The sequence below is a fragment of the Flavobacterium sp. FlaQc-49 genome, from assembly GCF_044005985.1.
In the GTDB taxonomy this organism is placed as follows: domain Bacteria; phylum Bacteroidota; class Bacteroidia; order Flavobacteriales; family Flavobacteriaceae; genus Flavobacterium; species Flavobacterium cupriresistens.
Window position 1 is genome coordinate 379,165 of record NZ_JBIPCS010000003.1, and the last position, 25,750, is coordinate 404,914.

Here is a 25,750-nt window from a genome sequence, read left to right on the forward strand (position 1 = left end):
AAGCTCCCCAATAAAATGAACTTACATCACTTATATGGTGAACCAAACACAAAGTATATTTTAAGTTCCCCAGTAAAATGAACTTACATCACTTATATGGTGAACCAAACACAAAGCATATTTTAAGCTCCCCAGTAAAATGAACTTACATTACTTATATGGTGAATCAAACACAAAGCATATAAAAATAAACTCTATGTTTAAAAAAAAAAGCACCTATTATAATAACGAATGACAAGTCATAGATGCCGGTTGCTGAACTCCCATTAGCTCTAAGATTGTTGGTGCAATATCTCCTAAAACACCATCATTAATGTTTTTCAGTTCTTTGTCAACCAGGATAATAGGCACCGGGTTTGTGGTGTGGGCTGTATTTGGGCTTCCGTCAGGATTGATCATTGTTTCGCAATTTCCGTGGTCGGCAATTACAATCGTAGTATAATCATTTGCCAAAGCCGCTTCGATAACCCCTTTTACGCAGGCATCAACGGCCTCACAAGCCAGAATTGCAGCACTCATGATTCCGGTATGTCCTACCATGTCACCATTGGCAAAATTTAGGCATACAAAATCAACTTCGCCTTTGTTTAATTCCGGAACAAGAGCATCTTTCAGTTCGTAAGCACTCATTTCCGGTTGAAGGTCGTAAGTAGCTACTTTTGGAGAGTTTCTTAAAATTCTGGATTCTCCTTCAAAAGGAGTTTCTCTTCCACCTGAAAAGAAAAAAGTAACGTGTGGATACTTTTCAGTTTCGGCAATACGAATCTGTTTTTTACCGGCTTTTTCTAAAACTTCACCAAGAGTTTCGGTGATGTTATCTTTATTGTAAACTACTTTTACGTTTTGATACGTTTCGTCGTAGTTGGTAAGCGTAACATAATAGAGGTTCAGCTTGTGCATGTTTTGCTCGTGAAAGTCTTGCTGCGAAAGCGCTTCTGTAAGTTCACGACCCCTGTCTGTTCTGAAATTAAAGAAAATCACCACATCATCATCAGCGATAGTTGCCAATGGTTTCTGTTGTTCGTCCACTAATACGATTGGTTCGATAAATTCATCGGTTATGTTGTTGGCGTAACTGTCAAGCACACTTGCAACCGCATTTTGAGAGTGTGTTCCTTGTGCATTTACAAGTAAATCATAAGCTAATTTGACACGTTCCCAACGTTTGTCACGGTCCATTGCGTAATAACGACCTATGATAGACGCAATTTTTACAGGAGTATCTTTAATGTGATCTTCTAAATCATGAATGTATTTTGCTCCCGATTTAGGATCCACATCACGACCGTCTGTAAAAGCATGGATGAAAACATTTTGCAAACCATATTCCTGAGAAGCATCAATCAATCCGCGTAAATGAGACGTGTGAGAGTGTACGCCACCATCAGAAACTAATCCTAAAAAGTGTACTTTTTTGTTATTTTCTTTGGCATAAGTAAAGGCATCAATAAGCACTTGTTCTTTGGCAAGTGTTTGATGTGCTACTGCCAGATTTATTTTGGCTAAATCCTGGTATACAATTCTTCCTGCACCAAGATTCATGTGACCGACTTCGCTATTTCCCATCTGACCTTCCGGTAGACCAACGTTTAAGCCATCGGTTCTAAGTTGGGCGCTTGGGTAGTTTTGGTAAAGACTGTTTATAAAAGGAACATTTGCATTGTCTATTGCAGAAACTTTAGGATCAGGAGATTTTCCCCATCCGTCTAAAATCATTAGTATAACTTTCTTGTTCATCATTTTTTGTTTTCTACAAAGATAAACCATTTCTAAAAGGAGCAAGGAAGCATTGTTACAATTACAGTTAATAAAATGAACCGTATTGAAAAATACTAATTTAATTATAGAAGCCTTTATTTTTTAAAATTAATTCAGACTAGACTCCGTTTTTAAGCCTGTTTTTGACAGCATTGTAGTCAATGAAATATTTGACACTTACAGAAAAAATGTGTTTTAGAGCCTCATTGTTCAACAGGTTGGTTACATTAGATCCGTAATCTTTGTCAATAACACGCTCAAAATTAGAGGCATTGTTTCTGTATAAAACAGAAAGCTGACTTCCCGGAGCAAACCACCAGGAATACGATAAATCGGCATTCCAGGAATAAAAACTGGAGTTTTTGTTTTTGGTGTATTCCGGATAAGGAGTTAAAGTTCCGTTAGATTCAAGTTGAAGTATTTCCTTGTTCTCTGCAAACGACCAATATTGACGAACGGCCAGATTGATGGTCATGGTGCTGTTTAGGGCATATTTCCCGCCTAGTGTATTAGAATAGGTGATTACAGTTCTATTGGCAAAAACGATATCCTTTGGAGTGTCCTGATTGTTGTCCTGATCAAAACTGTCAATGTATCCTTTGTTGTTGTTTCTTCTAAGGAAGCTAAAAGTATAATTTAATAACAGTTTATCGCTAAAACGGTATCTCGGACCAATATCGAAACCGTAATTTATGCGTCCCGGTTCATCCATAATGGCAATGGTAGGATTGAAATCCAATGCAAATTTATAATTGTAATTGGTCGAAACACTTGCCCACGATTCAAATCTTCTTGGGAGAGCGACATATCTGTTGGTTGCTCTCGGTTCGTAATAATCGTAGGATTCAAAAGGGTATAAAGAAATACCAAAACCATAATAATTGTTTTTTATGGTAGTTACATTTGTGTTTACAGCAATATTGCTCTCCTGAATTTTTCCGGAATCCTTGTTGAATTCAGTATAGGTGTTAAGGTTGACTTTAAAAGCATTAAAGAGTTTGGTAGGGTTCAGGATTCTGTAATTGGCATTTCCGAAAAAGTTGTAATAATTGGTATAGAAATTAATTCCTAAATCATTAGGATCGTAATCTTTAGATACAAAATCGGAGCCTATGCTATAACGATAGTTTCCGCTGGTTTCTGCAAAGCCAATGTTGGCGTATATTCCGTTTTTATCTTCTGTATCATGGACGGTACTGTATTTGAAATTTCCCGATAAGTTATAAGTATTGGCTTTAGTGTTTAAATCCCAAACCAAAGCCGAAACATTGGAGTCTCTGAAATGACCATTTCGGGTCACATTCGTATTAATGAAGGTTACAGATGAGTTTTTGCGAAAACGTTGGTCTAAAACCAGAACATTGTAGTTCATTAACGGTTCAGCAATTACACGTCTGGTTTCTCCTGTGATGGTATCTCTTATAGTGGCAAATGTTTTTTCTGTCACAGCATTTAAAATTCCAATACCAAGACCTTTTTTGGTTCGTCCCGAAATTTTCAGGGCATTGATCAGATTTACATTCTGCGGGTTTTCAATTATCTTTTCATTATCCTCCAGATCTGGTTCAATAGTAGGTTTGCCTCCAATTCTTCTCGAATAAAACAATTCTCCTTTATTAAAGAGATCTGTTCCTTCGGTAAAAAAGGCTCTGTTTTCATTAAATTGTTGTTCAAATGGCCCTAAATTCAAAATTTGATCATCGTATTTTGCTTGTCCGAAATCAGGAACCAAAATAGCATCCAGTGTAAAAGCGTCGTTTATACCGTACTTAATATCCATTCCGCCTTTCATTGTACCGTACGTTTGTTGATTTCCGGCAGCATTTAAATAGTAGGAGGCATAAGGCATGAAGAACAATCGGGTAGGAGGTTTAATGTTTTCAATTCCTTCCAGATTTCCATTTTGTTGTGTGAAAGTACCTATTTTGGTATTGATTAAAGTCCAGGTGTATTTTTTTCGTTCGCGTTTGATTTCTCTGAAAAAGTTAATTCCCCAAGTCTGTTTCTTTCCTTCTGAAAAACGTAAGGCAGCGTAGGGAATCTTCATTTCGACAACCCATCCTTTATCGGTTAGTACAGCTTTACTAATCCAGATCGCGTCCCAGGAATAATCTTCCCCGTTTGCATCCGTCATAATACAATCTGCCTGAACATCCGCAGCAGATACAAAAAATTCGAAGTTCTGCTGACCGTCATTAAAACCATTTATAAAAACACCAAAAAGATCGGCCGTTCCAAAATTATCTCTTTGAGAAATTTCCTTTAGTATTTTATTGGGTTCGTCGTCGTGCATAATGGCACCTATATAAAGAGCGTCGTTATTGTACAGTACTTTGATTTCGGTTTTTTTTGTGTCGGGAATTGGTTTTCCGTTATCCGGTTCAAACATGATAAAATCGGAAGCAACGGTTGCCGTTTCCCAGGCTGGTTCATCCAGTTTTCCGTCAATAGAAATACCTTGCGAAATTTGCTGTGCCTGCAAAGTTTTCTTTTGGCTGTAAATCCAAAAAGAGGAGAGAAGAAGGGTAAAAAAAACTAAATTTTTCATGGAACCTATATAGAGAGTAAATGTGATAATTGATTTATGTAAAGACGGAATTTTTTTGTAATTGTGGCAGTTTTGAGTCAAATGGTGCGAAAAATACGTGCTTTTTAACTACCGAATCGAAAAAAAAGTTTTTTACCAGTAAATTCTTTGTAAAATTAATTTTTTTAGTCCGTTATGCTAATTTTTTCCTTTAGAATTGTTAAAATTTAAACAAAAAGACCTTGATTAACATTGTTTTATTTTGCTGGCTAGGTTTTTTTTATACATTTGCGATGCCCAAATTTTTTATTAACCTAAAGAAATTCAATGATTTACAAAATTTATCCATTACTGGTGTTTTTACTTTTGTCTTTTGGTAGAGATTCTAAAAACACAATCGAACTAAAAAAGGTGACAACAAAAAGTATTGCCAAAGTTGAAAAACTGACGGTTGATGCTAAAATTGAAAGTGTATACCACGCCTTAAATTCAAACAATTTTTCGTTACCGGAACTCAGGACTTTTTCTGAAGCTTTAAAAGGGTTTTACTTACTCAAAGAAAGAGGTGTTGTTCAGAAAGACATTTTGACTTTAATTGATTTTAGTTTGTCATCCAACGTCAAACGCCTTTGGGTGATTGATATGGGAACTAATACTATTCTATTTCAATCTTTGGTAGCGCATGGCAGGAATACGGGTGAAGAATTTGCATCAGCATTTTCAAACTCAAACTCATCCTTCAAAAGTAGTTTAGGGTTTTATGCCACAGGTGAAATTTACCAAGGAAAACACGGAGCTTCTTTACGTCTGGATGGTTTAGAAAGAGGAGTTAATGACAATGCCCGCGAAAGGGGAGTTGTGGTTCATGGTGCCGATTATGTTTCAGAATCGTTCATCAGAAACAATAAAAGATTAGGAAGAAGCCAGGGCTGTCCCGCTCTTCCGGTTGAATTGACAAATGAAATTATTCAGGTTATAAAAGATAAATCGTGTTTGTATATTTATCATCCGTCAAGAGGATTCTCGGCAGAAGAGAAGTTAATCTCGTAACTTACTATACAAATCCGAATCTAAATTATAAATATCAGCTCTGAAAATGAGCTGATTTTTTTTGCTCCATGCGGTCCAATACCACTGATATAAAGCATATTTTTTTCTGATTTTAACACTGATTGTTTTTTTAGTCTCAATAATAGAGTCAATTTTTTCTTTCGGCCAGCTTACAGACACATCGGAAGAATCTAAAACATGTTCTGCCAATTCCAATGGATTCTCTATACGAACGCAGCCCGAACTTAACGAACGATTGTTTCTTCCAAAATAATTGCGATGATTCGTATCGTGTAAGTACACGCTATGATGATTTGGAAATAAAATTTTCATTACGCCCAGGGAGTTGTTATAACCGGGACTTTGTACATAACGGTATTTCCCCGGATTGTTTTCGTTCCATGCAGCAGGTTCTACCGCATTTCCTGCACTGTCATATATTGTAATGTTTTTTTTGCTGAGGTAATTTCGATTGCGTTTCATTTCCGGAACAACATCTTCCTTTAAAATAGTAGGAGGAACAGTCCATGTCGGGTTAAAAACAATCGTTCTGAGTTTCGACGTTATAATTGGTGTTTTTCTCTTACTGGTTCCTACGACAATATTTCGAACCAAAGTGGTATCCTGTTTTTCAACCACATTTAAACTGTAATTTGGGATGTTGATGATAAAATAGTTTTCCGCTAGTTCATTAGTATACCATCTCCATCGTTCCAAATTGGCAATAATTTGTTCCTTTCTTTTGTTTTTAGAAAAGTTCAAAGCGCTTATGGTTCCTACGCCAATGACACCATCTGCGGCTAAACCATGTCTTTCTTGAAATTTTTTAACAGACTCGAATGTTTTTTGATCGTAAATTTCGGTCAGGCTATCTTTTCTTCCCGACATGTCTTTCCAGAACAAAAGCCTTTTTTTGATGTTTATTAAGGCGCTACTGGTATCATTTAATGTGATTTTTGTTTTATCAGGAGACTCTATTTTTTTAATGTCACTATCATCCGGATAGGTATCGATGATTTTAAGTGCTGCTAATAGTTGTTTATAGGTATATGATTTTGACTGACAATTTTCGGCTAAGCTGTCTAATTTGTCTTTGTTGAAAGCTTTTACAAGAGCAGTATTGACGTCAAATGTCTTTTCTTCTAAATCCCAATCGGCATATAATTTTTTAGGATCTAATTTTCCTTTGTACATATGCGTTAAATACAATTCGAAATTATAAGTGAGTAAGGTGTCGTAATTGGCTAAGTCCGTATCGCTTAAAGAACTTATCTTTTTTTCGAATTTTTCTAATGCTTTTATTTTGTAATCGTCTGGATTTAAGCCTAGTTCATCCGATTTTTTTAATAAGGATAAAACGTAAGTTCTCTTTTTTAAATTTCCCCAGACTGTTTTATTTTCTGAGGAAAGATAAAATTGTATAAGCGTTTCGCTTTTGAAAGTATTAAGGAGTGCAGTGTCAATTTGTACTTTTCTTTCGTCAGTAAGTATAAGCGCAGGAGGTCGAACGGCTTTTTTTACCGGAACTTTTAGAGTTTCCTTTTTGCAGCTAAACAGTATGCATAGTACTAATAAAAAGTAAAGTTTGTTCATTTTATAATGGTTTATACATTAAATAGTGTTCCCCGACATCTGTGATCTCAAACGCTTCTCCTTCAGTTTGATAGTTCATTTTTTTGTAAAACCCAACGGCGGCTGTTCTTGCATTAAACCAAATTAAATCAACTTGATTTTCAACGCAATAGGCTTCGCAGTGTTTTACTAAAGCTTCACCGATTCCTTTTTTCTGATGAGTGTCTAAAACGGCCATCCCACGAATTTGTGCTTGGTTTTTTTCGGCAAAGGTAGTGTTGATTTTTGTGAATAAGGAAATAATTCCTACTAAACTTTCGTCTGTGAACAGGCCAAAATGGTGTGTTGTCTCTAAATCGTCTCCATCAAAGACACAACTTTCTATAGGTTTCCCTTTTCTTAAAACGGGTTGACGGACGATATAGGTTTCTTTTGATGGTATTTCTTTAATAAGATTCATAATTTTGAAAAATAATTGAATGTGTAACTTTTTAACTTTAAATAAGTTATAAATTATTGTTGATTTTTATTGATTTTTTTTGCGAAAAAGCTTGTTTTGAACTTGAATTATTCTCTATCTTTGCACCACAGTAATGCGAAAGTAGCTCAGTTGGTAGAGCTCCAGCCTTCCAAGCTGGTTGTCGCGAGTTCGAGCCTCGTCTTTCGCTCTAAAAAAACCGGAATTTAATCGTTTCGGTTTTTTTAACAAAGCTAAATAATTTTTGATTTTTATTTTTTTAATTGATTTAATTATTTATATTTGCACCCTGTTAATGCGAAAGTAGCTCAGTTGGTAGAGCTCCAGCCTTCCAAGCTGGTTGTCGCGAGTTCGAGCCTCGTCTTTCGCTCTTTAAAAAACCGAAACATTTTATGTTTCGGTTTTTTTGTTTTTAATTCAGATGGCTTAAATCTGTTTCTGTCTCTAATTCCTCCGGATTTTGATCTTTTAAAAATAAACGAGCGGATAAAGCTCCTTTTAAAGTGATTTTATTTCCTTTTACTTCCAGCCAGCTTCCTTCTCTTAAACCTAAAACCGGTATAGAATTAAAAGCGTGGAATTCTTTAATTCTCGTTTCACGGGTTTCTCCCATATGTGTCGAGTTGATTTGAGGGTCTAAATAATGTGGGTTCAAGTTGAAAGGAATTAATCCTAAAGTCTGAAAACTTGGAGGGTAGATGATAGGCATGTCGTTCGTTGTCTGCATCGACAGACCGCAAATGTTACTACCTGCGCTGGTTCCTAAATAAGGTGTTCCGTTTTTTACAGTTTCAGAAAGGATTTGCATGATGTTATGTTGATACAATTGCGTGACTAACAAAAAAGTGTTTCCTCCTCCTGTAAAAATACCTTCTGCATTTTTTATAGCAGCTGCTGCATCTTCACAGGTATGAATTCCTTTTACAGCAATGTTAATTGTTGCAAATGCCTGTGTTACTTTTTCGGTATATTCGTCGTGCGTGATTCCGCCCGGTCTTGCAAATGGAATAAATAAAATGTTTTTGCAATCTTTGAAATGTTGTTGTAATGTAGGTAATAAATACGCTAAATAGCTGCCTTCGTGTAAGGTAGAAGTGCTGGCAATGATAATGCTTTTCATAAAAATATGGACTCAAATTGATTCCGTTAAAGATATTAAAAACTCCTTTTCGATTCTGGAAATCCGCAGTTTAATTAACATATTTTTACCAAGCCGTTAGTATTAAATTTAGAAGACATTAAGATATTTTTACATTTTTAAGAATAATTTTAATCTTTATATTTTGAGCGATAAGTTTTTATGTGTTTTGATTATTGTTTTGAGCCAGTCGGTGTGGGGGCAAAGTCAGGAGCGTATAGCTATTAATGGAAAAATAGCCTCCAATACCAATGATTTGGAAGGGGTTTATGTGGTAAACGCTCAAACAGAAGTTATGGCTACAACGAGTGGAGACGGTGCTTTTTCTATTATGGCTAAAGCTGGAGATACCCTTGTTTTTTCTTCCATACAATTTAAAGAAAGCAGGGTTCTGTTAACCACTGAAAATTTTTCCGATCTCAATTTTACGGTACGATTGAATATGGTAATGCATCATTTGCAGGAAGTTATTGTGCGGAATTATAGTGGTATTAATGCTGTTTCTTTAGGGATTATTCCTGGTGATCAGAAAAAATATACACAAGCGGAAAGAAAATTACATACCGCAACAGCTTTAAATCCTACTGCAAATGCAGGATTAATGGCAGGCGGATCAGTTTCGGCAGATCCGTTGTTTAATTTTTTATCGGGTCGAACAGCCATGTTGAAAAAAGAGGTTGTAATAGAGAAAAAAGAACTTTTTATGAAGCTTTTGGAAAAAATGTTTAGTATGGATCATTTTGTGAACAGACTGAAAATCCCTGCCGAATACGTAAAAGGATTTGAATATTATGCGGTAGATAATGATAAATTTACCGTTATTTTGAACTCTGATAATAAAACAGCTACTGAGTTCCTATTGGGAGAACTGGCTGTAAAATACAAAGAAATACTTGCGATTGAAAACAAATAATATTTTGCTGCTACTGCTTTTATTGATTACCGGAATAACTTTTGGACAGGCTCCTGTGTCAAAAGAAATCACGGGGCAGGTTGTAGAGCGTTCTACAACAATTGAAGGAGTGAATATTATCAATAATACGACTCAGCAAGCTACTGTTTCAGATGTAAACGGTATGTTTGCGATTGTGGTTAAAGAAGGAGATGTTCTGGTTTTTTCGTCTGTTAATTTAGAGCCGCTTAAACACAGGGTTACAGCTGATGATCTGAGTTTGAATTCAATTGTTGTAAAAATGACAGTCAAAGAAATTCAGTTGAAAGAAGTTGTTGTCAATGAAAACGCGGATCTTACTGCTGAGAATCTGGGAATTATTCCGTACGGTCAGAAAAAATACACCCCTGCAGAGCGAAAAGTATATACAGCAACGTCTACTTCGATAGATAAATTGTTAAATAAAATTTCAGGTCGGACTACCATGTTGAAAAAAGAAGTGAATGTCGAGAAAAAAGAAGCGCTTTTCAGAAAGATGGAGTATATGTTTGATGAGAATTATTATACGGAAAGATTAAAAATTTCACCCGAAGACATTAAAGGATTTCAATTATATTGTGTGGATGATGGCGAATTTGCTGTATCTTTGGATACAAAAAACAAAACACTGAGTATGTTTTTGATAACCGAACTAGCGAGGAAATACTTAATAATTCTAGAAAATGAAAAATAAATTAGGACTACTTATTGCATGCTTATTTTGTCAAATCGTTTTGGGACAAAACAATACAAGAAAACCGCTACACGGGCAGGTAATAAATGATTTTCTTGCCATTGAAAGTGGTTATGTAATGAATGTTAATGCAAACGTAAGAACGTTTATCGGTTCTGGCGGATTGTTTGATATTTTGGCAAAACCTAAAGATACTTTATTGTTTTCAGGATTGGCATTTCAATCCAGAAAAGTTGTTTTGACAGAGAAAGATTGTGCTGAAATCCTTTTTCTGGTAAAATTAGATTTGGTAAATAATCAATTAAAAGAAGTTATTGTTCATAAGGATTTAAAAGTGAAATCTCTTGACGGAGGTTCGCAAAAATTTGTAGACATGCAGTTTGTAGATGATAAACAATCGACCGCAAAAAATATTGCAATGTACTCTGATCAAACTATAAAATATGGAACTGATTTTGTTCGTATTTTTAAAGACGTTAAAAAGCTTCTTCGTAAAAAAGACGATGTAAAAGACGATGTGATTTCTGACATCGCTTTTGTTGCCTACGCTAAAGATAATTTCACCCCTGATTTTTACAGTAAAACACTGGAATTAAAACCGGACGAAATAGAACTTTTTTTAATGTTCTGTTCAAACGACGGGGAATCTAAAAAATACCTAAAACCCGAAGACAAGTTTATTCTGATGGATTTTATGGTCAATAAAAATAAAGAGTTTAAAAAAGCGGCAGTGAATCAAAAATGAAAAACAGATTAATTTATCCTTTAATCGGGATATTGTTTTTATCCCTTTCAGCTTTTACCTTTCATAAGTTTTATGTGGGTGTTTTTCAGGTCAATTATGCGGCCGAAAAAAAGATGATTCAAATTACATCGCGCATTTTTATTGACGATTTAAATAATGGTATGGAGAAGAAGTACCACAAAAAAACCTTCGTTGGTACAGAAAAGGAAACTCAGGCTGATGTTGATTTATTGAAAAAGTATCTTACAGAGCATTTTTCAATAAAAATAAACGGTCAGTCCAAATCAATTGCTTTTTTATCTAAAGAAGTAGAAGCAGGAGATGTCTTGGTTTGTTATTGTCGAATAAAAGACGTTGATAAATTTAAGACCATCGAAATTTCGAATACCATTTTAGTAGATTGGAATTCTGAACAGCAAAATATTACACATATTTCAGCCTTTGGAACCAAAAAGAGTGTTCTCTTTACAGAATCCTCAAGGAGAGAAGTGTTAAAATATTAGTTGAGAGGGCGTAATTATTAGATTAATTGCTATTTTCACAGCCTCAAAGAAAACCAAAAACACTTATGAAAACACTTTCGTTATTATTGCTTTTTCCGGCTATGTTGATAGCTCAGGAGAAAACAGCACCTGTTGTACCAAAACAGCAAGGTAAATACGATACAAACAAATTTAGCCAGATGTACGATTTATTGGCTACACCTAATATGTTTCGTACCGCTTCGGGAGCACCGGGGCCGGCTTATTATCAACAACAGGCAGACTACAAAATTGATGTAGAATTAGATGATAAAAAATCAAAATTAACGGGTTCTGAAGTTATTACTTATTCCAATAACTCTCCGGACACTTTAGAGTACCTGTGGATTCAGTTAGACCAGAACCAGGCTAAAGCAAACACACAAACTTCTTTAGCGGAAAGCGAAAAAATGAATCAGGTATTGCCACTTGAAGGTTTTTCGAACAAGTACTTAAAGAAAGATTTAGAGCGTGGTTTTAACATCGAACAGGTTAAAGATGCTAAAGGAAACGCCATGTCTTATACGATCAACGAAACCATGATGCGTATTAACTTGGCAACGCCTTTAAAACCGGGAGAGAAGATTTCATTGGCAATAAAATGGTGGTACAACATCAATAACTATCGCAAAGAAGGTGGAGGTCGTTCCGGTTATGAATTATTTGAAAAAGACGGAAACAAATTATATGTAATTGCTCAGTTTTATCCAAGAATGGCCGTTTACAATGACGTAGAAGGCTGGCAAAATATGCAGTTCTGGGGTAGCGGAGAGTTTGCGTTGCCTTTCGGAAATTTTGACGTAAATATTACCGTTCCTGCTGATCACGTTATTGACGCAACGGGAGAATTAGTGAACAGAAGTGAAGTTTTCACAGCAGAACAAGTGAAACGTTACGAGCAAGCTCAAAAATCATTTGACAAACCGGTTGTAATTGTAACACAAGCTGAAGCAGAAGCTGCTGAAAAAGGTTTCTCTGAAAAGAAAAAAACATGGAAATTCAGTGCTAAAAATGTACGTGATTTTGGAATTGCTTCGTCAAGAAAATTCATTTACGATGCAATGGCTGTACAATTAAATAACAAAGTAGTAATGGCGGAATCAGTGTATCCGAAAGAAGCAAATCCGCTTTGGGGAGAAACTTCTACGATGACTGTTGCACATACTTTAAAGAGTTATTCTTCTCATACTTTTGATTATCCTTATCCAAAAGCGGTTTCTGTTTCGGCAGAAGATCAGGGAATGGAATATCCAATGATTTGTTGGAACTATGGTCGTCCTGATGAAAACGGGGTAACGAGTAAAGAAATTAAAAACGGAATGATCGGTGTGGTAATTCACGAAGTGGGTCATAACTTTTTCCCAATGATTGTAAACTCAGATGAACGTCAGTGGAGCTGGATGGATGAAGGTTTAAATTCGTTTATGGAGTATATGGCAGAACAGGAATTGGATTCTAAATTTCCATCAAGACGTGGTCCTGCAAAAAATATTGTTCCTTATATGAGCGGAGATCAAAAGTTTTTAGAGCCAATCATGTCTAATTCTGAAACGATTCAGCAATTTGGAAATAACGCTTACGGAAAACCGGCTACGGGACTTAATATTTTAAGAGAAGTAGTGATGGGAAGAGAATTGTTTGACTATGCTTTTAAAACATACGCCAACAGATGGAAATTTAAACACCCGACTCCTGAAGATTTTTTCAGAACTATGGAAGATGCTTCTGCCGTTGATTTAGATTGGTTTTTCAGAGGATGGTTTTATTCAACTGATTTTGTAGATATCGGAATCAATGACGTAAAACAATATTATGTTTCTGATACTCCAACAGCAGACATCAAAGACATAAAGGTTAAAAAAGGACGTTTCGGATATGATAAAGGGCCATTTGTTTACCTGGTAGCTGGTGATAATGCTGAAGTGAATACTTCTAAGAAAAAAGCATTAAAAGTAGAAGAGGTAAAGTTGTTGGCGGATTATGTAGATCAGACTTTTACCGCAGAGGAAAAAGCAGGTTTAAAATCGCCTAAATATTTCTACGAAGTTGAGTTTAACAAACCGGGCGGAATGATTATGCCAATTTTGGTTGAGATTACTTATGAGGACGGAACACAACAAAATTTCCAATATCCTGCTCAAATCTGGAGAAAGAATAACGACACGGCTAAAAAAGTGTATGCAACAGAAAAAGCAATCAAAAGCATACAAATAGATCCAAAATTAATGACTGCTGATATTGATGTAACCAATAATTCCTGGCCAAAAGTAGAAGTGAAGTCAAAGTTTGACTAAGAATAAAAATTTAACCGCAAGGGCCGCAAAAGGTTTACGCAAGGTTCGCAAAGCAATAATTAAACTTTGTGAACCTTGCGTTTTTTCTTTGCGTACCTTGCGGTTAAAATAAATAACGGTTAAACATTCTTTTTAAGTAAATTTTAAAACTCACGGCTACAAATTTTAATATCTTTGTAGCTACACAAAAATAAAAGATATGTTTGGTATAGGAGGAGGAGAATTAGTTTTCATACTGTTTATAGTACTAATGCTTTTTGGTTCAGATAAGGTGCCTGAAATCGCACGTACAATGGGTAAAGCAATGGCGCAGTTAAAAAATGCTACAAACGATATTAAAAGTGAAATTCAAAAAGGAGCAGAGGCCAATGGTCTTGATGCTAAATCTTTGACGGATATCACCGGAAATATCAATGCTGAAATCAATAATGCAAAAACTAATTTACTGGGAGATACAACTAATTTGCTTGGCGATACAACCAATGAGATCGAAAAAGTAAAAGAAGATATTGACTCTATCTCAGGACCTGTAAAACGCCAAAGATAATGCTCGAAAAAATACAAGAATTAGATACCAACCTCTTTGTGTATCTGAATGGTTTAGGTTCTGAAACTTACGATAAATTATGGTTGATTATCACCAATCAATTGAATTGGACGCCTCTTTTTCTACTTATTTTTTATCTGATTTATAAAAAGATAGGAGGAAAACAAACCTTGTATGTACTTCTTTTTATAGCTATTTTAATTGCGTTTACCGATCAAACTACGAATCTGGTCAAAAATACCGTTCAGCGTTTACGTCCTTGTAATAACCCAGAAATCAACACTTTTATTCGTATTGTTCAGGTTAGAAAATCATTTAGTTTTTTCTCCGGTCATGCGGCCAATACGATGGCTGTTGCGACCTTTTTATACTTAGTCTTAAAACGCCATTTTAAATATTTGGGTTTCTTGTTTTTATGGCCGTTAGTGTTCGCTTATAGCCGTATTTATCTGGGATTGCACTATCCGGGAGACATTCTTACCGGCTATTTTGTTGGAGCCGTTTTTGGGACATTGATTTATTTGCTGTATCGAAAATTAAAACCCAGGTACTTTCCGGGATAATATTAGAGTGTTGATAAGAGTTCTGAGATACTGAGATTCTAAGGTTCTAAGTTTTTAAGTTTTTAAATTTAGAAGCTGAATATAATAGAGATCAGAGATAGGCAATCTTAGCTTCTGTTTGTGATTCGTAGCTTTTATTCGTCTTTGAATTGCAGTAGTAGGAGCACCAGTGTCAAAAAACTTACTATTCTTTCTGCAGCTTTAGTACTATTGTTAAATAATAATCGCCAATGGTTTTCTGTACAAATAAAAAGAACTAAATTCATCCTGTTAAACTTTAGTACGATATGAAAGTCGGTGACCTCATACACTTGATCCAACAAAATAATCTGGTTGAAAATACAATTGCCATTGAACGCAATGAATTCCTCAAAGTAGAAGGAAGTGTTGATACCAATATTTATTTTATAGAGGAGGGCAGTCTGCGGATTTTTGTACTGGATGATGATGAAGAACGTATTATTCGTTTTGGGTATAAAAACAATATAGTGGTTTCGATAGACTCGTTTCTGTCTGAGAGTCCGTCGGATTTTTATATTCAGGCTATAAAAAAGACGCTGGTAAAAGTTATTCCGAAAAAGGGATTTATGGACTTTGTTAACCGGAACGAAGATAATCTCAGGCTTTGGATAAAAATTATAGAAGATCTCGTTCTGCAGCAAGTTGAACGGGAAAAAGACATTCTGATCAGTTCACCCAAAGAACGTTTTGAGAGGGTGTTGAAAAGAAGTCCACAGTTATTTCAGGAAGTTCCAAACAGACATATCGCAAATTATTTGAGGATGAGTCCCGAAACTTTGTCGAGGCTAAAAAAACGTTGATTTCAATCAATGTTTTCTGTTCAAAAGTTAAGGAACTTTGTCAAAAATCAGCAACATGAATATAAAATCGGAGGATTTAATAAAAGACTTAATAGCGAGTACACAGCTAATTATTGACAAAGCGGAGTCTTTGAAAGCAGAAAGTGATGCCGTGCTTAATTTCAGGACAAACCCTAAGGCCTGGAGTATTTTGGAATGTTTGGAACATCTTAATCGCTACGGTAGATTTTATCTTCCTGAAATTACCGGGCAAATACAGAAAACCAGTTCAGAACAGGAAAGGTATTTTAAAAGCGGCTGGCTGGGGGATTATTTCGCAAAAAGTATGATGCCAAAAGAAAAGCTAAATACAATGAAAACTTTTAAGAGCATGAATCCCATAAACAGCACATTGGACAAAGCCGTTATTGATGATTTTATCAATCAGCAAATTGAGATGCTCAAATTGCTGAATAATGCCAAAGAAGTAAGCCTTGCCAAAACAAAAACGGCTATTAGTATCTCTAAAGGAATACGTTTGAAATTAGGAGATACTTTCAGATTTGTAATTTACCACAATCAAAGACATGTTACGCAAGCCGAAAGAGTATTGGATGCTGCTCGTGATATTTGAGTTGATTTTAAATAAAATCTTTTTCACTCCACAACAAACCGTTTGGTAGCTCTTGCTTACTAAACTCAATATGAATTACACGTCTTCTTTCGTTATTTGTTGTTTTGCTGGATGCGTGAAAAAGCAAAGGTCTCATAATCATAATGCCGCCTTTTTCGACTTCACAAATCGTTTCATCCTCCATTTCGAGATTTTCGATTCTTAGAATACCTTTAGAATGAGAATTTTTTATCACTTTCAAAGCACCATTTTCCTTTGTGGTTTTGTCCATGTGAATTCGTATTGTAAAGTTGTTTTCGAGAATTTCTTTTGGAGGCTGAACAGCAAATTGATTTTGTTTAACCGTCCAGTTTTCGAAGTTTTCAATCTCCATTTTTTTGTCAACAGAAATAGTCAAATCCTGATGATACCCAACAAACCAGTTTGATTTTTCGGGTTTATCAAAATAGATGGATTTGGTTATAAAAAAGCCTTTCCCAAAAGTATTTTCAATAATATCCTTTAAGTTTTGATTGAAAATAAAATCTAAAGTTTCCGGAATTTCTTTGTGAAATTGCCTAATGGCAAATAAATCCTGAGATTTTCTAAAAGTGGCATTTTCGGTTGTGTTTTCGGTCGTATTTTCAATTAAGGAGATTATCTTATTGATTTCCTTCTCGTTGTATACCTTATCAATAATAGCAAAACCTTCAGTGTCTATTTTGTTCAGATAATTCATTTAGGAGTTCGTTTTAAGTGTTTGTAATTAGTCCGAGAAATGGAGGAGCCAAATTTAGCGAGAAGTTAGTAGATTTATTACAATTTTCAATAGCTTCCAGCATTAGCGCAATGTTATTTAGTTAAGGATTGTCAAAAAAAGTCTCACGCAGATTTTAGCAGAATGAAAAAAAAATCCACTGAATCCGCGTGAAAAAATATCATTAACTTAATGACATTGAGATGAAGGAGTAAAATTCAGCAAAACATAAAAAGGCTTTAGTCAGAATTTAAAAACTCAGCAACTCAGTGCCTCAGAACCTCAGTAACTTAAAAACTAAAGTACCCGACTAACTGTCAATCCATCGCGAATAGGTAATAAAACCGTTTCAACTCTAGGGTCATTTTTCAGAAGCGTATTGTATTCTAAAAGAACTTTTGTGCTAATGTCATTTGGATGTAGCGGTTCAAGGATTTTTCCGCTCCAAAGGACGTTGTCGGATAAAATAATACCGCCTTTGTTCATTTTTGGAACAATCATTTCCCAATAGTTCAGGTAATTTTCTTTATCGGCATCTATAAAAACCAAATCAAATTTTATTTCTAAAGTTGGTATAATAGAAACGGCTTCTCCCAGATGTTGGAAAATCTGTTCTCCCCAAGGCGAGGCGTCAAAATATTTTCTTTGAAAATCAATTAACTCCTCTTTAATATCAATCGTATGCAATTGTCCGTTTTCCTGCATTCCTTCGCACAAACACAAAGCAGCATAACCGGTATAAGTCCCAATTTCAAGAATGTTTACCGGACGGATCAATTTAGACAACATGCTCAGTACACGACCTTGAAAATGCCCGCTCAACATTCTTGGCAAAAGTATTTTCTGGTAGGTTTCCTTGTTTAATTTCGCCAATAATTCCGGTTCGTTTTCAGAATGTTGTTCGATGTAATCTTCTAATTCCTGTGATATAAAATGCATGTGATATTCTTCTAAGGTTGAAAAACAAAAATACAAAAAATATTGGGTAACTTTTTCCCATAAAAAAACCATTCGTTGTAGCGAATGGTTCTTTTATGAATTGAAATAGAATGCTATTTTTTTAGAGCAGCATCTACTTCCTTAGCTGTTTTTACAGTTCCGTCTTTAGCGGCTTTTGCAGCTGCTTCTACTTTATCTGCTCCTTTTTTAGTCGCGTCTTTAACATCATCAGCGGCTTTTTTGGTAGCATCTTTTACGTCCTGTGCAGCATCTTCTGTTTTGCTTACAGCGCTGTCTTTCACTTCTTCAAGATCTGTAGTTAACGAATCTACCTTGTTTCCAAGTGTTAATTCTTCTTCAGGTTTTGTTTCTTTTTTGTCTCCGCAAGATTGTACAGTAACTGCTAATAGAGCAACAACAGCTAAACTTAAAATTTGTTTTTTCATGATTAATTAGATTTTTAAATAGATTAAATTATAAAGGTTATAAAGCTGAAAAAATAAAAGTACAAATTTTAAAATGATTGAGCTCTTTGTGCGATTATCTTTCTTTTTACTGAAAGACAATTCTTGTGCCAAAGTTTTAAACTTACTAAAAATTCTATAAAAGCTTTTTTAGATATTGTAATTGTTGGGTGGACGAAAAGCGTCTCTAATTTGATCTTATGGCTGTGCGGTAAGCTGTTAAGTGTTTTTGTTGTTATTTCGCTTGTGTCAAATAATCAGAAGTACTTAAATGACCTTCCTGGCTTAGCGTAATGCGAAACATTATGGTTAAGTTTTTCCCGGCTTTAACAATTCCCAGTGCAGCCTGTGGAGGAGCCATTTCAAAATCGGCAAAAGTGATTTGGTTAGACCCCTGTAAAATAATGTTTCCATTAGTGCTCGCTGTACTGATCTGGGTTTTATAGTCTCTACTCACGCCAGCAATGGTGTAAGTTCCAAGTAGTACCCAGGTTGTTTCGTTTATCTGAGTGGCTGATTTTAAAACATACTTGATATTTTTATGTGTTTTGGTCTCCAAAGTTTCATAAGCGATTTCATCCATACTTGTTTTAGGGCTTTTTATACTTTCTGCCGGAAGGGTAACGGTTAAGTTATTAATCTCCGTTAATTTAGAACCTTTAACAGTTAAGTTAGCAATACCGCTTCCTTCCGAAGATTTCATTACCCAGTCATGTACGGTTGAAGTGCCGGCAACTTCAAAAGCCGATTTGGCCACCAGATAGTTTTTTTGTGCGTTGAGTTGTAAGGATACGATTGTAAAAAGTACGGTCAATAAAATTGATTTAATTGTCTTCATTTTTAATAATGTATTGGTTAGTCTTTTTAAATAAGGAAATCTCTATCTCGATCAGGTTTTGCAGTATTGAAAACGACCCCTTATTTCTTAGATCAAATGTATGGGGAACACCTAAAAACGGGCATGATAAAAGTCATGGTTAAAAAGGTATTAAAGTCCTATACTAATTAACCCGGTATTGGAGGATGTGTTTCTCTTTTTAGTAAGAGTCTTGTTTTTACTGTTTTGAATTGAAATAATCGAATTTTTAAAGAAGTTTCTCTATCGAATTTTAATTGCTTTTTTTGAAGCTTTAAAAAAGAAATACCGCCATTTAAAAGACTTTAGAGATTAGATAACAATAAAAGTGAAGAGGATCGTAATTTTCTAAAATACGGCTATTTAGGAAGATTGACTTTAAAAAATAGAAAAAAACAACAAAAGTGCTTAAATTTGCACCATGCAAATCGAGAAAAAAGACATACGAGCCTTATCAAAAGATCAATTACGGGATTTTTTTGTCGCTAATAACGACAAAGCTTTCCGTGGCAACCAAGTCTATGAATGGTTATGGAGTAAAGGAGCACACAGTTTTGAGGATATGACCAATGTAGCGAAACCTACAAGGGCCATGTTGGAGAATAATTTTGTAATCAACCACATTAAGGTTGATACCATGCAGCGCAGTAGCGACGGAACCGTAAAAAATGCAGTTCGTTTGCATGATGGTTTGGTGGTAGAATCCGTTTTGATTCCTACCGAAACCCGAACAACAGCCTGTGTTTCCAGTCAGGTGGGCTGCAGTTTAGATTGTAATTTTTGTGCCACAGCAAGATTAAAAAGAATGCGAAATCTGGAACCGGGAGAAATCTACGATCAGGTTTTGGCTATAGATAAAGAAAGTCGTTTATATCACAATCACCCATTGTCGAATATTGTTTTTATGGGAATGGGAGAGCCTTTAATGAATTATAACAATGTCATTAAAGCAATCGATATGATTACCTCTACAGAAGGTCTGGGAATGTCACCAAAACGCATTATGGTTTCGACATCCGGAATTCCGAAAATGATTAAAAAAATGGCCGATGATGATGTGAAATTCAAATTAGCGGTTTCCTTGCATTCAGCTATTGATGAAATTCGCGCGAAGATCATGCCTTTTAGTAAAAATTTCCCGCTGGCAGACTTGCGTGAAGCTTTAGAATATTGGTACAGAAAGACCAAAAACAAAATCTCGTACGAATACGTGGTTTGGAAAGGAATCAACGACGATAAAGCCTCAATAGATGCCTTGGTTAAGTTTTGCAAATATGTACCCTGTAAAGTAAATTTAATTGAATACAATCCAATTGACGATGGAGAATTTCAACAAGCTTCAGAAGAATCTATATTAGCTTATATAAAAGCATTAGAGAATATCGGAGTAGTGGTAAAAGTACGCCGAAGCAGAGGAAAAGATATTGATGCCGCCTGCGGACAATTGGCAAATAAAGAAGGATAGTTTTTTAATTATACAGCATAAAAAAGCATTAAAGACGAGATTTAGACCTGTTTTTAATGCTTTTTTTTTGGCAAAAAAGGTTTTGGTTTTTAGAGTGTATCAGAGATCAAGTTTAAAAGTTGTGGAGAAGTAAAAATCTCGCAAAGTTTAATCGCTGCATTTGTGCTTTCGATGTAGGAGGTGTGGTGAAAGTGAATAGTGTTAATCAATACTAGTTTAACATTTTGTTGAAGCATAAATAGTTGCATTATCAAACGTTAAAGCCATATTTCCTGCACTTCTGTCCTTTCGACGAAGGAGAAATCACATCCAATATTCTACAAAGATTGGCGATTTTCTTTACGGAATTTCTTGTGTGATTTCTCCTTTGTCGAAATGACAAGCGGGGGGTGTGTTTTGTAAGCGGGGTGTGTTTTTTAGATAAATTAAACTTTCAAATTCAATTTTTTACTACTCTACAGGTTTTGTACTTGATCCCCTATCAGAATCAAATCGATTGATAAGTGGTGCTAAAAAAAGATCCTGTTGCAGAACGTTTATAAGTTTGCTTCCGTAAACTTTAAAATTAGTGCATAAAATGTTGACATACTAATCTTAAATACGCTACGTTTTTTTATTTAAAATAGTATATTTGGAATCGAAATGAATATTACCTCTCAAATAAAACAGCCCATTTTTAACGAGATGGAACTTTTTGAAAAAAAGTTCCATGAATCGATGACCTCAAAGGTCGCATTACTGAACCGTATTACGTATTATATCGTAAACCGCAAAGGAAAACAAATGCGTCCAATGTTTGTTTTTCTGACTGCAAAAATGGTTTCGGGTGGAATTGTGAACGAAAGAACCTATCGCGGAGCATCTGTAATAGAGCTGATTCATACCGCAACTCTCGTACATGATGATGTGGTGGATGACAGTAATCGTCGTCGTGGGTTTTTCTCGATCAATGCACTTTGGAAAAATAAAATCGCGGTTTTAGTTGGGGATTATTTACTGTCAAAAGGACTACTGCTTTCTATTGATAACGGTGATTTTGATTTGCTTCGAATTATTTCAGTTGCTGTTCGCGAAATGAGCGAAGGAGAATTACTTCAAATCGAAAAAGCCAGAAGACTCGATATTACCGAAGAGGTTTATTACGAAATTATCCGAAAGAAGACTGCTACACTTATCGCGGCTTGTTGTGCACTTGGTGCAAAATCGGTAATCGAAGACGATGCGCAGGTAGAAAATATGCGCAAGTTTGGGGAGCTTATCGGTATGGCTTTTCAAATCAAAGACGATTTATTTGACTATAGCGAAGAAGCTATCGGAAAACCAACCGGAATTGATATTAAAGAACAAAAAATGACTTTGCCTTTAATTCATGTGCTCAATAATTGTACACCGCAGGAAAAAAAATGGGTAATCAACTCGATCAAAAACCACAACAAAGACAAGAAAAGAGTTAAAGAAGTGATTGCCTTTGTCAAAGACCATAATGGCTTGACCTATGCCGAAAACAAAATGGTCGAATTCCAGCAAGAAGCACTTTCATTACTTCAAAATTTTGAAGACTCTGAATACAAAGCCGCTTTGACTTTGATGGTGAATTATGTTATTGAGAGAAAGAAATAATTTTTTTCTTTTAGATAAATCCTTCGTTGGCATTGCACTTTATTATTTTAATTGAAGTTTCATCATAATATCGGTTTGCGGATCATTTCCCAAAACAAAAATGTGTTTGTCAAATGCTATAAAACCATTTTTGGTATAGAAACTAAGTGCTCTCTTGTTTTCTTCCCAAACCCCCAACCAAACATAATCGGCCTCTTTTTGTTTGGCTACCTGAATTGCTTTTTCGTAAAGTAGTTGTCCCACGCTTTGTCCGTGAAATTCTTTCGGCACATAAATTCTTTCAATTTCTACTGCTTTAGTATCCTTTAACTCAGTCTGGGATTCGCCGAAGTTCAGTTTTAAATAACCGATTACGGCACCGTCAAGAACAGCAAAATAAAATTCGGAGTTTTTGTTGTTAAGTTCATTAGTCAATTTTTCTGTTGAAAAATGTTCGTCTAAATATTGCGTCATGTCTTCTTCAGAGTTGTCTCCTGAAAAAGTTTCAGAAAAAGTTTGTCTTCCAATTTTCTGCAATTGCGCAATATCTTCCAGTGTTACTTTTTGAATGGTGCTATTTTTCATAAAATTTAAAAGTGTTTCTTTTTTGGAATTTTTGTAAATCCATCCCGGTCTTTTCAAGATTGGTACAAGAATCTCATTCAAAAATACCAAATTAAGAAGTAGTTTACAATTTCAGCGTTAACTTTGGAAGTGAATTTTAGTAACAAAGAAAAAATAATTAGTTTTTTTTTAATTTAACAAAAAACGCTTATCTCTTTAAAAATAAGCACTGTAAGATTGGAATTTGGAATTTTAAAAGTTTGGAATTTAAATTTCACTATTTCGATGCAACCATTTTACAGCTTCAATCGTCTATGCTAATAGAAGACTATTTCAAAACCAAAACCAGAACGCTTATTAATGAAAATTATTCAGTTACATCAGGAAGAAACCAAAATCATAAAGTTAGCTGTCGAAAACAATCGACAAGCGCAACAGCAGATTTACGGTAGGTTTTCTCCAAAAATGCTGAGTGTCTGCAGGCAATATATAAAGGATATTCAGTTGGCGGAAGATGTAATGATAACTGCTTTTATGAAAGTGTTTACACACCTAAACAAGTTTGAGCACAAAGGAAGTTTTGAAGGTTGGATCCGACGGATTATGGTCAACGAATGTATCTCGTATTTAAGAGTTCAGAAAAAAGTAAAATTTGTTGAAGACGAGATTTATATAGAAGAAAGTTTTAATGCCATAGACAGCCAGTTTTCGATAGAGCAGATCCAGTTTTTAATAGACGCTTTACCGGACGGCTATAAAATGGTTTTCAACTTATATGCGATCGAAGGATACAAACACAATGAAATAGCGAAGATGTTAGGAATTAGTGAAGGAACATCAAAATCGCAATTATCGCACGCTAGAAAAATGCTGCAAACACAAATTAAAATAGTAAAAAAACAAGACAATGGAACCGAATAATTTTGAAAAGGATTTCCGTGAAAAGCTAAACCAACGCAAGATTGAACCAAGCGACAAAGCCTGGGATCGATTAGACGCTATGTTGAATGTTGCGGAGAAAGAGGAGCCTGTAGTTCGATCTCGCTCATTTCTGGCTTTGAGGAAAAGAGGTCTTTATATCGCAGCCAGCATTGTCGGGTTTTTATTGGTAGGGACATTCTTTTTTAATCAAAAGAAAAGTGTTATTGAAACGCCTGTGAAGAATGTTGTTGTTGTTGAGGAAAACAGTCCAAAAGATACAATAGAAAAGAAAAATGTACTAAATGTAGTTTTAGATAAAAAAGAAGTTGTAGTCTCAGAAAAAACGGCAATTCAGAATGCACAGCATTCAAAAAACACAGAGAAAATTTCAAATGAAAAATTAAGTAAAATAACCAAAAACAATGAAAAACAAGTAGCGGAGTCTTCAATCAACAATCAACAATCACAAGCAGTCAATCAACAAATACCTGCCTCGGAAAAACAAAAAAACGAAGCGGTAGAAGTGCTGTTAAATACAGCAGAAAAAACAATTGTAGCAGAGAATACGGTTAAAACAAAAGCTAAAGTAAAAGTCAATGCCAATGATTTGCTGCAACAGGTCGATGGTGAACTAGAGCTTTCGTTCAGAGAAAAAGTAATCACGAAGGTGAATAAAAATTATCAAACCGTAAAAGGAGCATTAGCAAACCGTAATCAACAGGATTAGTGGTGCTTAAGAGCCATCAATCTAAAATCTACAATCTAAAATCATCAATCATTAATCACCATTCATCAATCAAAAATCACCAATCATGAAAAATTTTACCCTATACCTCGTTATCCTGGTTTTTTTATTTGTCAGCAAAGTGCTGGGACAGGAAACTTTTGAGTCGAAAGCGTCAAGTATTGCCAGAAAAATAGAAAGGGTCACCAAAGAACAAAAGAAAATTCTGAAAGAAGAAGTTGAAGCTGTAAACGTTCAATTGTCTGAAGGAAAGATAACACAAGAACAAGCAGACAAACGCAAAAAAGAATTAGCAGAAGCCAGAGCAGTAATCATCGAGGAAAAAGTGACTTTGGCACAGAACGAACTTAACGATTTAGTGCAGCAAAAAGTAGATGGAAAAATCAAAGAACAAGATTCGTCCCGCATTTATATGATTCGTTGGGAAAGAGACAAATGCAATAAAGATTCAATTCGTGGTGAAAAGAGAACAACGTCACAGTTTGTATTTGCGACGGGTCTAAACAACATGATGATTGACGGGAAACTTCAGGATTCGAATTACAGTTTTATAGGTTCACATTTTTATGAATGGGGTTTTACCTATAACACCAGACTGATGAAAAACGATAATTTATTACATGCTAAATACGGTTTGTCTTTAATGTACAACAATATTCGCCCGACAAAAAACCGCAGTTTTGTGGTAGACGGAGATCAGACTAATTTGGAAATCAATGCTGTAAATTTAAGCGAATCTCGTTTTAGAAATGTATATATCGTTTTGCCGGTACACTTAGAATTTGATTTTACGAAACCAAAAGTAAAAGACGGAAAAACCTATTTCAGAACCCATAAAAGTTTCCGATTTGGTGTTGGAGGTTATGCCGGAATTAATGTAAAATCGAAACAGATTCTAAAATTTGAAGAAGAAGATTTAAAATATAAAACAACTATAAAAGGCGATTATAATGTCAATAATTTTATTTACGGATTAAGTTCTTACGTCGGATACCGAGATATCAGTTTGTATTTAAAATACGATTTGAATCCGTTGTTTAAGGATAACTTAGTGAAAGAGAATAACATTTCGCTAGGATTACGTTTTGATTTGAATTAAGTATGAGATTACGTTTAGTTAGTCGGAAGGCGTCTCGGAAGGGACGCTTTTTTTGTGCAAAATCAGCAGATTTAAAGATTGATTTATGTACTTTTACTGACTTCAAATTT

Annotated in this window: 25 protein-coding genes and 2 tRNA genes; 17 read left to right on the forward strand and 10 right to left on the reverse strand. The window is 35.1% G+C overall.

The window, feature by feature from the left end; translation table 11 throughout:
• Positions 1-219: 219 nt before the first annotated feature.
• Entirely contained in the window at positions 220-1,737 is a 1,518-nt protein-coding gene (gene gpmI, locus ACHRV3_RS08030) for a 2,3-bisphosphoglycerate-independent phosphoglycerate mutase (protein ID WP_395434068.1), read from the reverse strand.
• Between the two features lie 139 nt (positions 1,738-1,876).
• Positions 1,877-4,306: a DUF5916 domain-containing protein gene (locus ACHRV3_RS08035; protein WP_395433893.1), complete on the reverse strand. Its 2,430-nt coding sequence runs from the start codon at positions 4,304-4,306 to the stop codon at positions 1,877-1,879.
• Positions 4,307-4,612: 306 nt separating this feature from the next.
• Between ACHRV3_RS08035 and ACHRV3_RS08040 the strand changes: the two genes are divergently transcribed.
• The gene (locus ACHRV3_RS08040) at positions 4,613-5,335 is read left to right on the forward strand and encodes a murein L,D-transpeptidase catalytic domain family protein (RefSeq protein ID WP_230004593.1); all 723 of its coding nucleotides are present in this window, start codon (positions 4,613-4,615) and stop codon (positions 5,333-5,335) included.
• On the opposite strand, the gene ACHRV3_RS08045 is transcribed toward ACHRV3_RS08040, so the two are convergent.
• Together ACHRV3_RS08045 and ACHRV3_RS08050 are read right to left on the reverse strand one after the other, a co-directional pair.
• Entirely contained in the window at positions 5,324-6,928 is a 1,605-nt protein-coding gene (locus ACHRV3_RS08045; protein ID WP_395433894.1) for a murein L,D-transpeptidase, read from the reverse strand. The two genes, ACHRV3_RS08040 and ACHRV3_RS08045, sit on opposite strands and share 12 nt — an antisense overlap.
• Before the next feature lies 1 nt (position 6,929).
• Positions 6,930-7,367, reverse strand: coding sequence for a GNAT family N-acetyltransferase (locus ACHRV3_RS08050; RefSeq protein WP_230004595.1), 438 nt, complete (start codon positions 7,365-7,367; stop codon positions 6,930-6,932).
• A gap of 135 nt (positions 7,368-7,502) precedes the next feature.
• Here ACHRV3_RS08050 and ACHRV3_RS08055 point away from each other — a divergent pair.
• Both ACHRV3_RS08055 and ACHRV3_RS08060 read left to right on the forward strand, forming a co-directional pair.
• Positions 7,503-7,575, forward strand: a tRNA-Gly gene (locus ACHRV3_RS08055).
• A 107-nt stretch (positions 7,576-7,682) separates the two neighbouring features.
• A tRNA-Gly gene (locus tag ACHRV3_RS08060) sits at positions 7,683-7,755 on the forward strand.
• Positions 7,756-7,797: 42 nt separating this feature from the next.
• On the opposite strand, the gene pepE is transcribed toward ACHRV3_RS08060, so the two are convergent.
• Positions 7,798-8,505 carry a dipeptidase PepE gene (gene pepE, locus ACHRV3_RS08065; protein ID WP_395433895.1) on the reverse strand — a complete coding sequence of 236 codons (708 nt, stop codon included), beginning with the start codon at positions 8,503-8,505 and terminating at the stop codon, positions 7,798-7,800.
• A 163-nt stretch (positions 8,506-8,668) separates the two neighbouring features.
• Between pepE and ACHRV3_RS08070 the strand changes: the two genes are divergently transcribed.
• From ACHRV3_RS08070 to ACHRV3_RS08110, 9 genes are all read left to right on the forward strand, one after another.
• Positions 8,669-9,436, forward strand: a complete 768-nt coding sequence (locus tag ACHRV3_RS08070; RefSeq protein ID WP_395433896.1) for a hypothetical protein — start codon at positions 8,669-8,671, stop codon at positions 9,434-9,436.
• Positions 9,423-10,148: a carboxypeptidase-like regulatory domain-containing protein gene (locus tag ACHRV3_RS08075; RefSeq protein WP_395433897.1), complete on the forward strand. Its 726-nt coding sequence runs from the start codon at positions 9,423-9,425 to the stop codon at positions 10,146-10,148. The genes ACHRV3_RS08070 and ACHRV3_RS08075 overlap by 14 nt, the downstream gene beginning before the upstream one ends.
• On the forward strand, positions 10,138-10,893 hold the full coding sequence (locus ACHRV3_RS08080) for a hypothetical protein (RefSeq protein ID WP_047778358.1): 756 nt from the start codon (positions 10,138-10,140) through the stop codon (positions 10,891-10,893). The genes ACHRV3_RS08075 and ACHRV3_RS08080 overlap by 11 nt, the downstream gene beginning before the upstream one ends.
• The gene (locus tag ACHRV3_RS08085; protein WP_395433898.1) at positions 10,890-11,396 is read left to right on the forward strand and encodes a DUF6702 family protein; all 507 of its coding nucleotides are present in this window, start codon (positions 10,890-10,892) and stop codon (positions 11,394-11,396) included. The genes ACHRV3_RS08080 and ACHRV3_RS08085 overlap by 4 nt, the downstream gene beginning before the upstream one ends.
• 65 nt (positions 11,397-11,461) lie before the next feature.
• Positions 11,462-13,708 (forward strand): M1 family metallopeptidase, encoded by a 2,247-nt coding sequence (locus ACHRV3_RS08090; RefSeq protein ID WP_230004599.1) that lies wholly within the window; start codon positions 11,462-11,464, stop codon positions 13,706-13,708.
• A 199-nt stretch (positions 13,709-13,907) separates the two neighbouring features.
• Positions 13,908-14,255 carry a twin-arginine translocase TatA/TatE family subunit gene (locus tag ACHRV3_RS08095; RefSeq protein WP_047778361.1) on the forward strand — a complete coding sequence of 116 codons (348 nt, stop codon included), beginning with the start codon at positions 13,908-13,910 and terminating at the stop codon, positions 14,253-14,255.
• Positions 14,255-14,818 (forward strand): phosphatase PAP2 family protein, encoded by a 564-nt coding sequence (locus tag ACHRV3_RS08100; RefSeq protein WP_395433899.1) that lies wholly within the window; start codon positions 14,255-14,257, stop codon positions 14,816-14,818. The genes ACHRV3_RS08095 and ACHRV3_RS08100 overlap by 1 nt, the downstream gene beginning before the upstream one ends.
• A 287-nt stretch (positions 14,819-15,105) precedes the next feature.
• Entirely contained in the window at positions 15,106-15,639 is a 534-nt protein-coding gene (locus ACHRV3_RS08105) for a Crp/Fnr family transcriptional regulator (RefSeq protein WP_395433900.1), read from the forward strand.
• A 55-nt stretch (positions 15,640-15,694) separates the two neighbouring features.
• Positions 15,695-16,252, forward strand: a complete 558-nt coding sequence (locus ACHRV3_RS08110) for a DinB family protein (RefSeq protein ID WP_395433901.1) — start codon at positions 15,695-15,697, stop codon at positions 16,250-16,252.
• A 7-nt stretch (positions 16,253-16,259) separates the two neighbouring features.
• Here the strand turns inward: ACHRV3_RS08110 and ACHRV3_RS08115 are convergent, their stop codons facing one another.
• The 4 genes from ACHRV3_RS08115 to ACHRV3_RS08130 form a co-directional block, all read right to left on the reverse strand.
• Positions 16,260-16,970 (reverse strand): phytanoyl-CoA dioxygenase family protein, encoded by a 711-nt coding sequence (locus ACHRV3_RS08115; protein ID WP_395433902.1) that lies wholly within the window; start codon positions 16,968-16,970, stop codon positions 16,260-16,262.
• Between the two features lie 315 nt (positions 16,971-17,285).
• Positions 17,286-17,927: an O-methyltransferase gene (locus ACHRV3_RS08120; protein WP_395433903.1), complete on the reverse strand. Its 642-nt coding sequence runs from the start codon at positions 17,925-17,927 to the stop codon at positions 17,286-17,288.
• Positions 17,928-18,040: 113 nt separating this feature from the next.
• The gene (locus tag ACHRV3_RS08125; protein ID WP_047778366.1) at positions 18,041-18,373 is read right to left on the reverse strand and encodes a hypothetical protein; all 333 of its coding nucleotides are present in this window, start codon (positions 18,371-18,373) and stop codon (positions 18,041-18,043) included.
• Positions 18,374-18,626: 253 nt separating this feature from the next.
• Positions 18,627-19,229, reverse strand: a complete 603-nt coding sequence (locus ACHRV3_RS08130) for a YceI family protein (RefSeq protein WP_047778367.1) — start codon at positions 19,227-19,229, stop codon at positions 18,627-18,629.
• Positions 19,230-19,668: 439 nt separating this feature from the next.
• Between ACHRV3_RS08130 and rlmN the strand changes: the two genes are divergently transcribed.
• Complete coding sequence (gene rlmN, locus ACHRV3_RS08135) at positions 19,669-20,712, forward strand: 23S rRNA (adenine(2503)-C(2))-methyltransferase RlmN (RefSeq protein ID WP_047778368.1); 1,044 nt, start codon at positions 19,669-19,671, stop codon at positions 20,710-20,712.
• A 642-nt stretch (positions 20,713-21,354) separates the two neighbouring features.
• Positions 21,355-22,332, forward strand: coding sequence for a polyprenyl synthetase family protein (locus ACHRV3_RS08140; RefSeq protein WP_230004605.1), 978 nt, complete (start codon positions 21,355-21,357; stop codon positions 22,330-22,332).
• Between the two features lie 42 nt (positions 22,333-22,374).
• On the opposite strand, the gene ACHRV3_RS08145 is transcribed toward ACHRV3_RS08140, so the two are convergent.
• Positions 22,375-22,896, reverse strand: coding sequence for a GNAT family N-acetyltransferase (locus ACHRV3_RS08145; protein WP_395433904.1), 522 nt, complete (start codon positions 22,894-22,896; stop codon positions 22,375-22,377).
• Positions 22,897-23,235: 339 nt separating this feature from the next.
• On the opposite strand from ACHRV3_RS08145, the gene ACHRV3_RS08150 reads away from it, so the two are divergent.
• From ACHRV3_RS08150 to ACHRV3_RS08160, 3 genes are all read left to right on the forward strand, one after another.
• Positions 23,236-23,796 carry an RNA polymerase sigma factor gene (locus ACHRV3_RS08150; RefSeq protein ID WP_395433905.1) on the forward strand — a complete coding sequence of 187 codons (561 nt, stop codon included), beginning with the start codon at positions 23,236-23,238 and terminating at the stop codon, positions 23,794-23,796.
• Positions 23,783-24,523: a hypothetical protein gene (locus tag ACHRV3_RS08155; protein ID WP_395433906.1), complete on the forward strand. Its 741-nt coding sequence runs from the start codon at positions 23,783-23,785 to the stop codon at positions 24,521-24,523. Before ACHRV3_RS08150 ends, ACHRV3_RS08155 begins: the two co-directional genes overlap by 14 nt.
• Before the next feature lie 85 nt (positions 24,524-24,608).
• Complete coding sequence (locus tag ACHRV3_RS08160; RefSeq protein WP_395433907.1) at positions 24,609-25,640, forward strand: hypothetical protein; 1,032 nt, start codon at positions 24,609-24,611, stop codon at positions 25,638-25,640.
• Positions 25,641-25,750 lie beyond the last annotated feature (110 nt).

Excerpts from the sequence above, each read along its gene's own strand:
- gpmI (WP_395434068.1), bottom strand. The coding sequence starts at position 1,737 with ATGAACAAGAAAGTTATACTAATGATTTTAGACGGATGGGGAAAATCT.
- ACHRV3_RS08035 (WP_395433893.1), bottom strand. The coding sequence starts at position 4,306 with ATGAAAAATTTAGTTTTTTTTACCCTTCTTCTCTCCTCTTTTTGGATT.
- ACHRV3_RS08040 (WP_230004593.1), top strand. The coding sequence starts at position 4,613 with ATGATTTACAAAATTTATCCATTACTGGTGTTTTTACTTTTGTCTTTT.
- ACHRV3_RS08045 (WP_395433894.1), bottom strand. The coding sequence starts at position 6,928 with ATGAACAAACTTTACTTTTTATTAGTACTATGCATACTGTTTAGCTGC.
- ACHRV3_RS08050 (WP_230004595.1), bottom strand. The coding sequence starts at position 7,367 with ATGAATCTTATTAAAGAAATACCATCAAAAGAAACCTATATCGTCCGT.
- pepE (WP_395433895.1), bottom strand. The coding sequence starts at position 8,505 with ATGAAAAGCATTATCATTGCCAGCACTTCTACCTTACACGAAGGCAGC.
- ACHRV3_RS08080 (WP_047778358.1), top strand. The coding sequence starts at position 10,138 with ATGAAAAATAAATTAGGACTACTTATTGCATGCTTATTTTGTCAAATC.
- ACHRV3_RS08085 (WP_395433898.1), top strand. The coding sequence starts at position 10,890 with ATGAAAAACAGATTAATTTATCCTTTAATCGGGATATTGTTTTTATCC.
- ACHRV3_RS08090 (WP_230004599.1), top strand. The coding sequence starts at position 11,462 with ATGAAAACACTTTCGTTATTATTGCTTTTTCCGGCTATGTTGATAGCT.
- ACHRV3_RS08095 (WP_047778361.1), top strand. The coding sequence starts at position 13,908 with ATGTTTGGTATAGGAGGAGGAGAATTAGTTTTCATACTGTTTATAGTA.
- ACHRV3_RS08100 (WP_395433899.1), top strand. The coding sequence starts at position 14,255 with ATGCTCGAAAAAATACAAGAATTAGATACCAACCTCTTTGTGTATCTG.
- ACHRV3_RS08105 (WP_395433900.1), top strand. The coding sequence starts at position 15,106 with ATGAAAGTCGGTGACCTCATACACTTGATCCAACAAAATAATCTGGTT.
- ACHRV3_RS08110 (WP_395433901.1), top strand. The coding sequence starts at position 15,695 with ATGAATATAAAATCGGAGGATTTAATAAAAGACTTAATAGCGAGTACA.
- ACHRV3_RS08115 (WP_395433902.1), bottom strand. The coding sequence starts at position 16,970 with ATGAATTATCTGAACAAAATAGACACTGAAGGTTTTGCTATTATTGAT.
- ACHRV3_RS08120 (WP_395433903.1), bottom strand. The coding sequence starts at position 17,927 with ATGCATTTTATATCACAGGAATTAGAAGATTACATCGAACAACATTCT.
- ACHRV3_RS08125 (WP_047778366.1), bottom strand. The coding sequence starts at position 18,373 with ATGAAAAAACAAATTTTAAGTTTAGCTGTTGTTGCTCTATTAGCAGTT.
- ACHRV3_RS08130 (WP_047778367.1), bottom strand. The coding sequence starts at position 19,229 with ATGAAGACAATTAAATCAATTTTATTGACCGTACTTTTTACAATCGTA.
- rlmN (WP_047778368.1), top strand. The coding sequence starts at position 19,669 with ATGCAAATCGAGAAAAAAGACATACGAGCCTTATCAAAAGATCAATTA.
- ACHRV3_RS08140 (WP_230004605.1), top strand. The coding sequence starts at position 21,355 with ATGAATATTACCTCTCAAATAAAACAGCCCATTTTTAACGAGATGGAA.
- ACHRV3_RS08145 (WP_395433904.1), bottom strand. The coding sequence starts at position 22,896 with ATGAAAAATAGCACCATTCAAAAAGTAACACTGGAAGATATTGCGCAA.
- ACHRV3_RS08150 (WP_395433905.1), top strand. The coding sequence starts at position 23,236 with ATGAAAATTATTCAGTTACATCAGGAAGAAACCAAAATCATAAAGTTA.
- ACHRV3_RS08155 (WP_395433906.1), top strand. The coding sequence starts at position 23,783 with ATGGAACCGAATAATTTTGAAAAGGATTTCCGTGAAAAGCTAAACCAA.
- ACHRV3_RS08160 (WP_395433907.1), top strand. The coding sequence starts at position 24,609 with ATGAAAAATTTTACCCTATACCTCGTTATCCTGGTTTTTTTATTTGTC.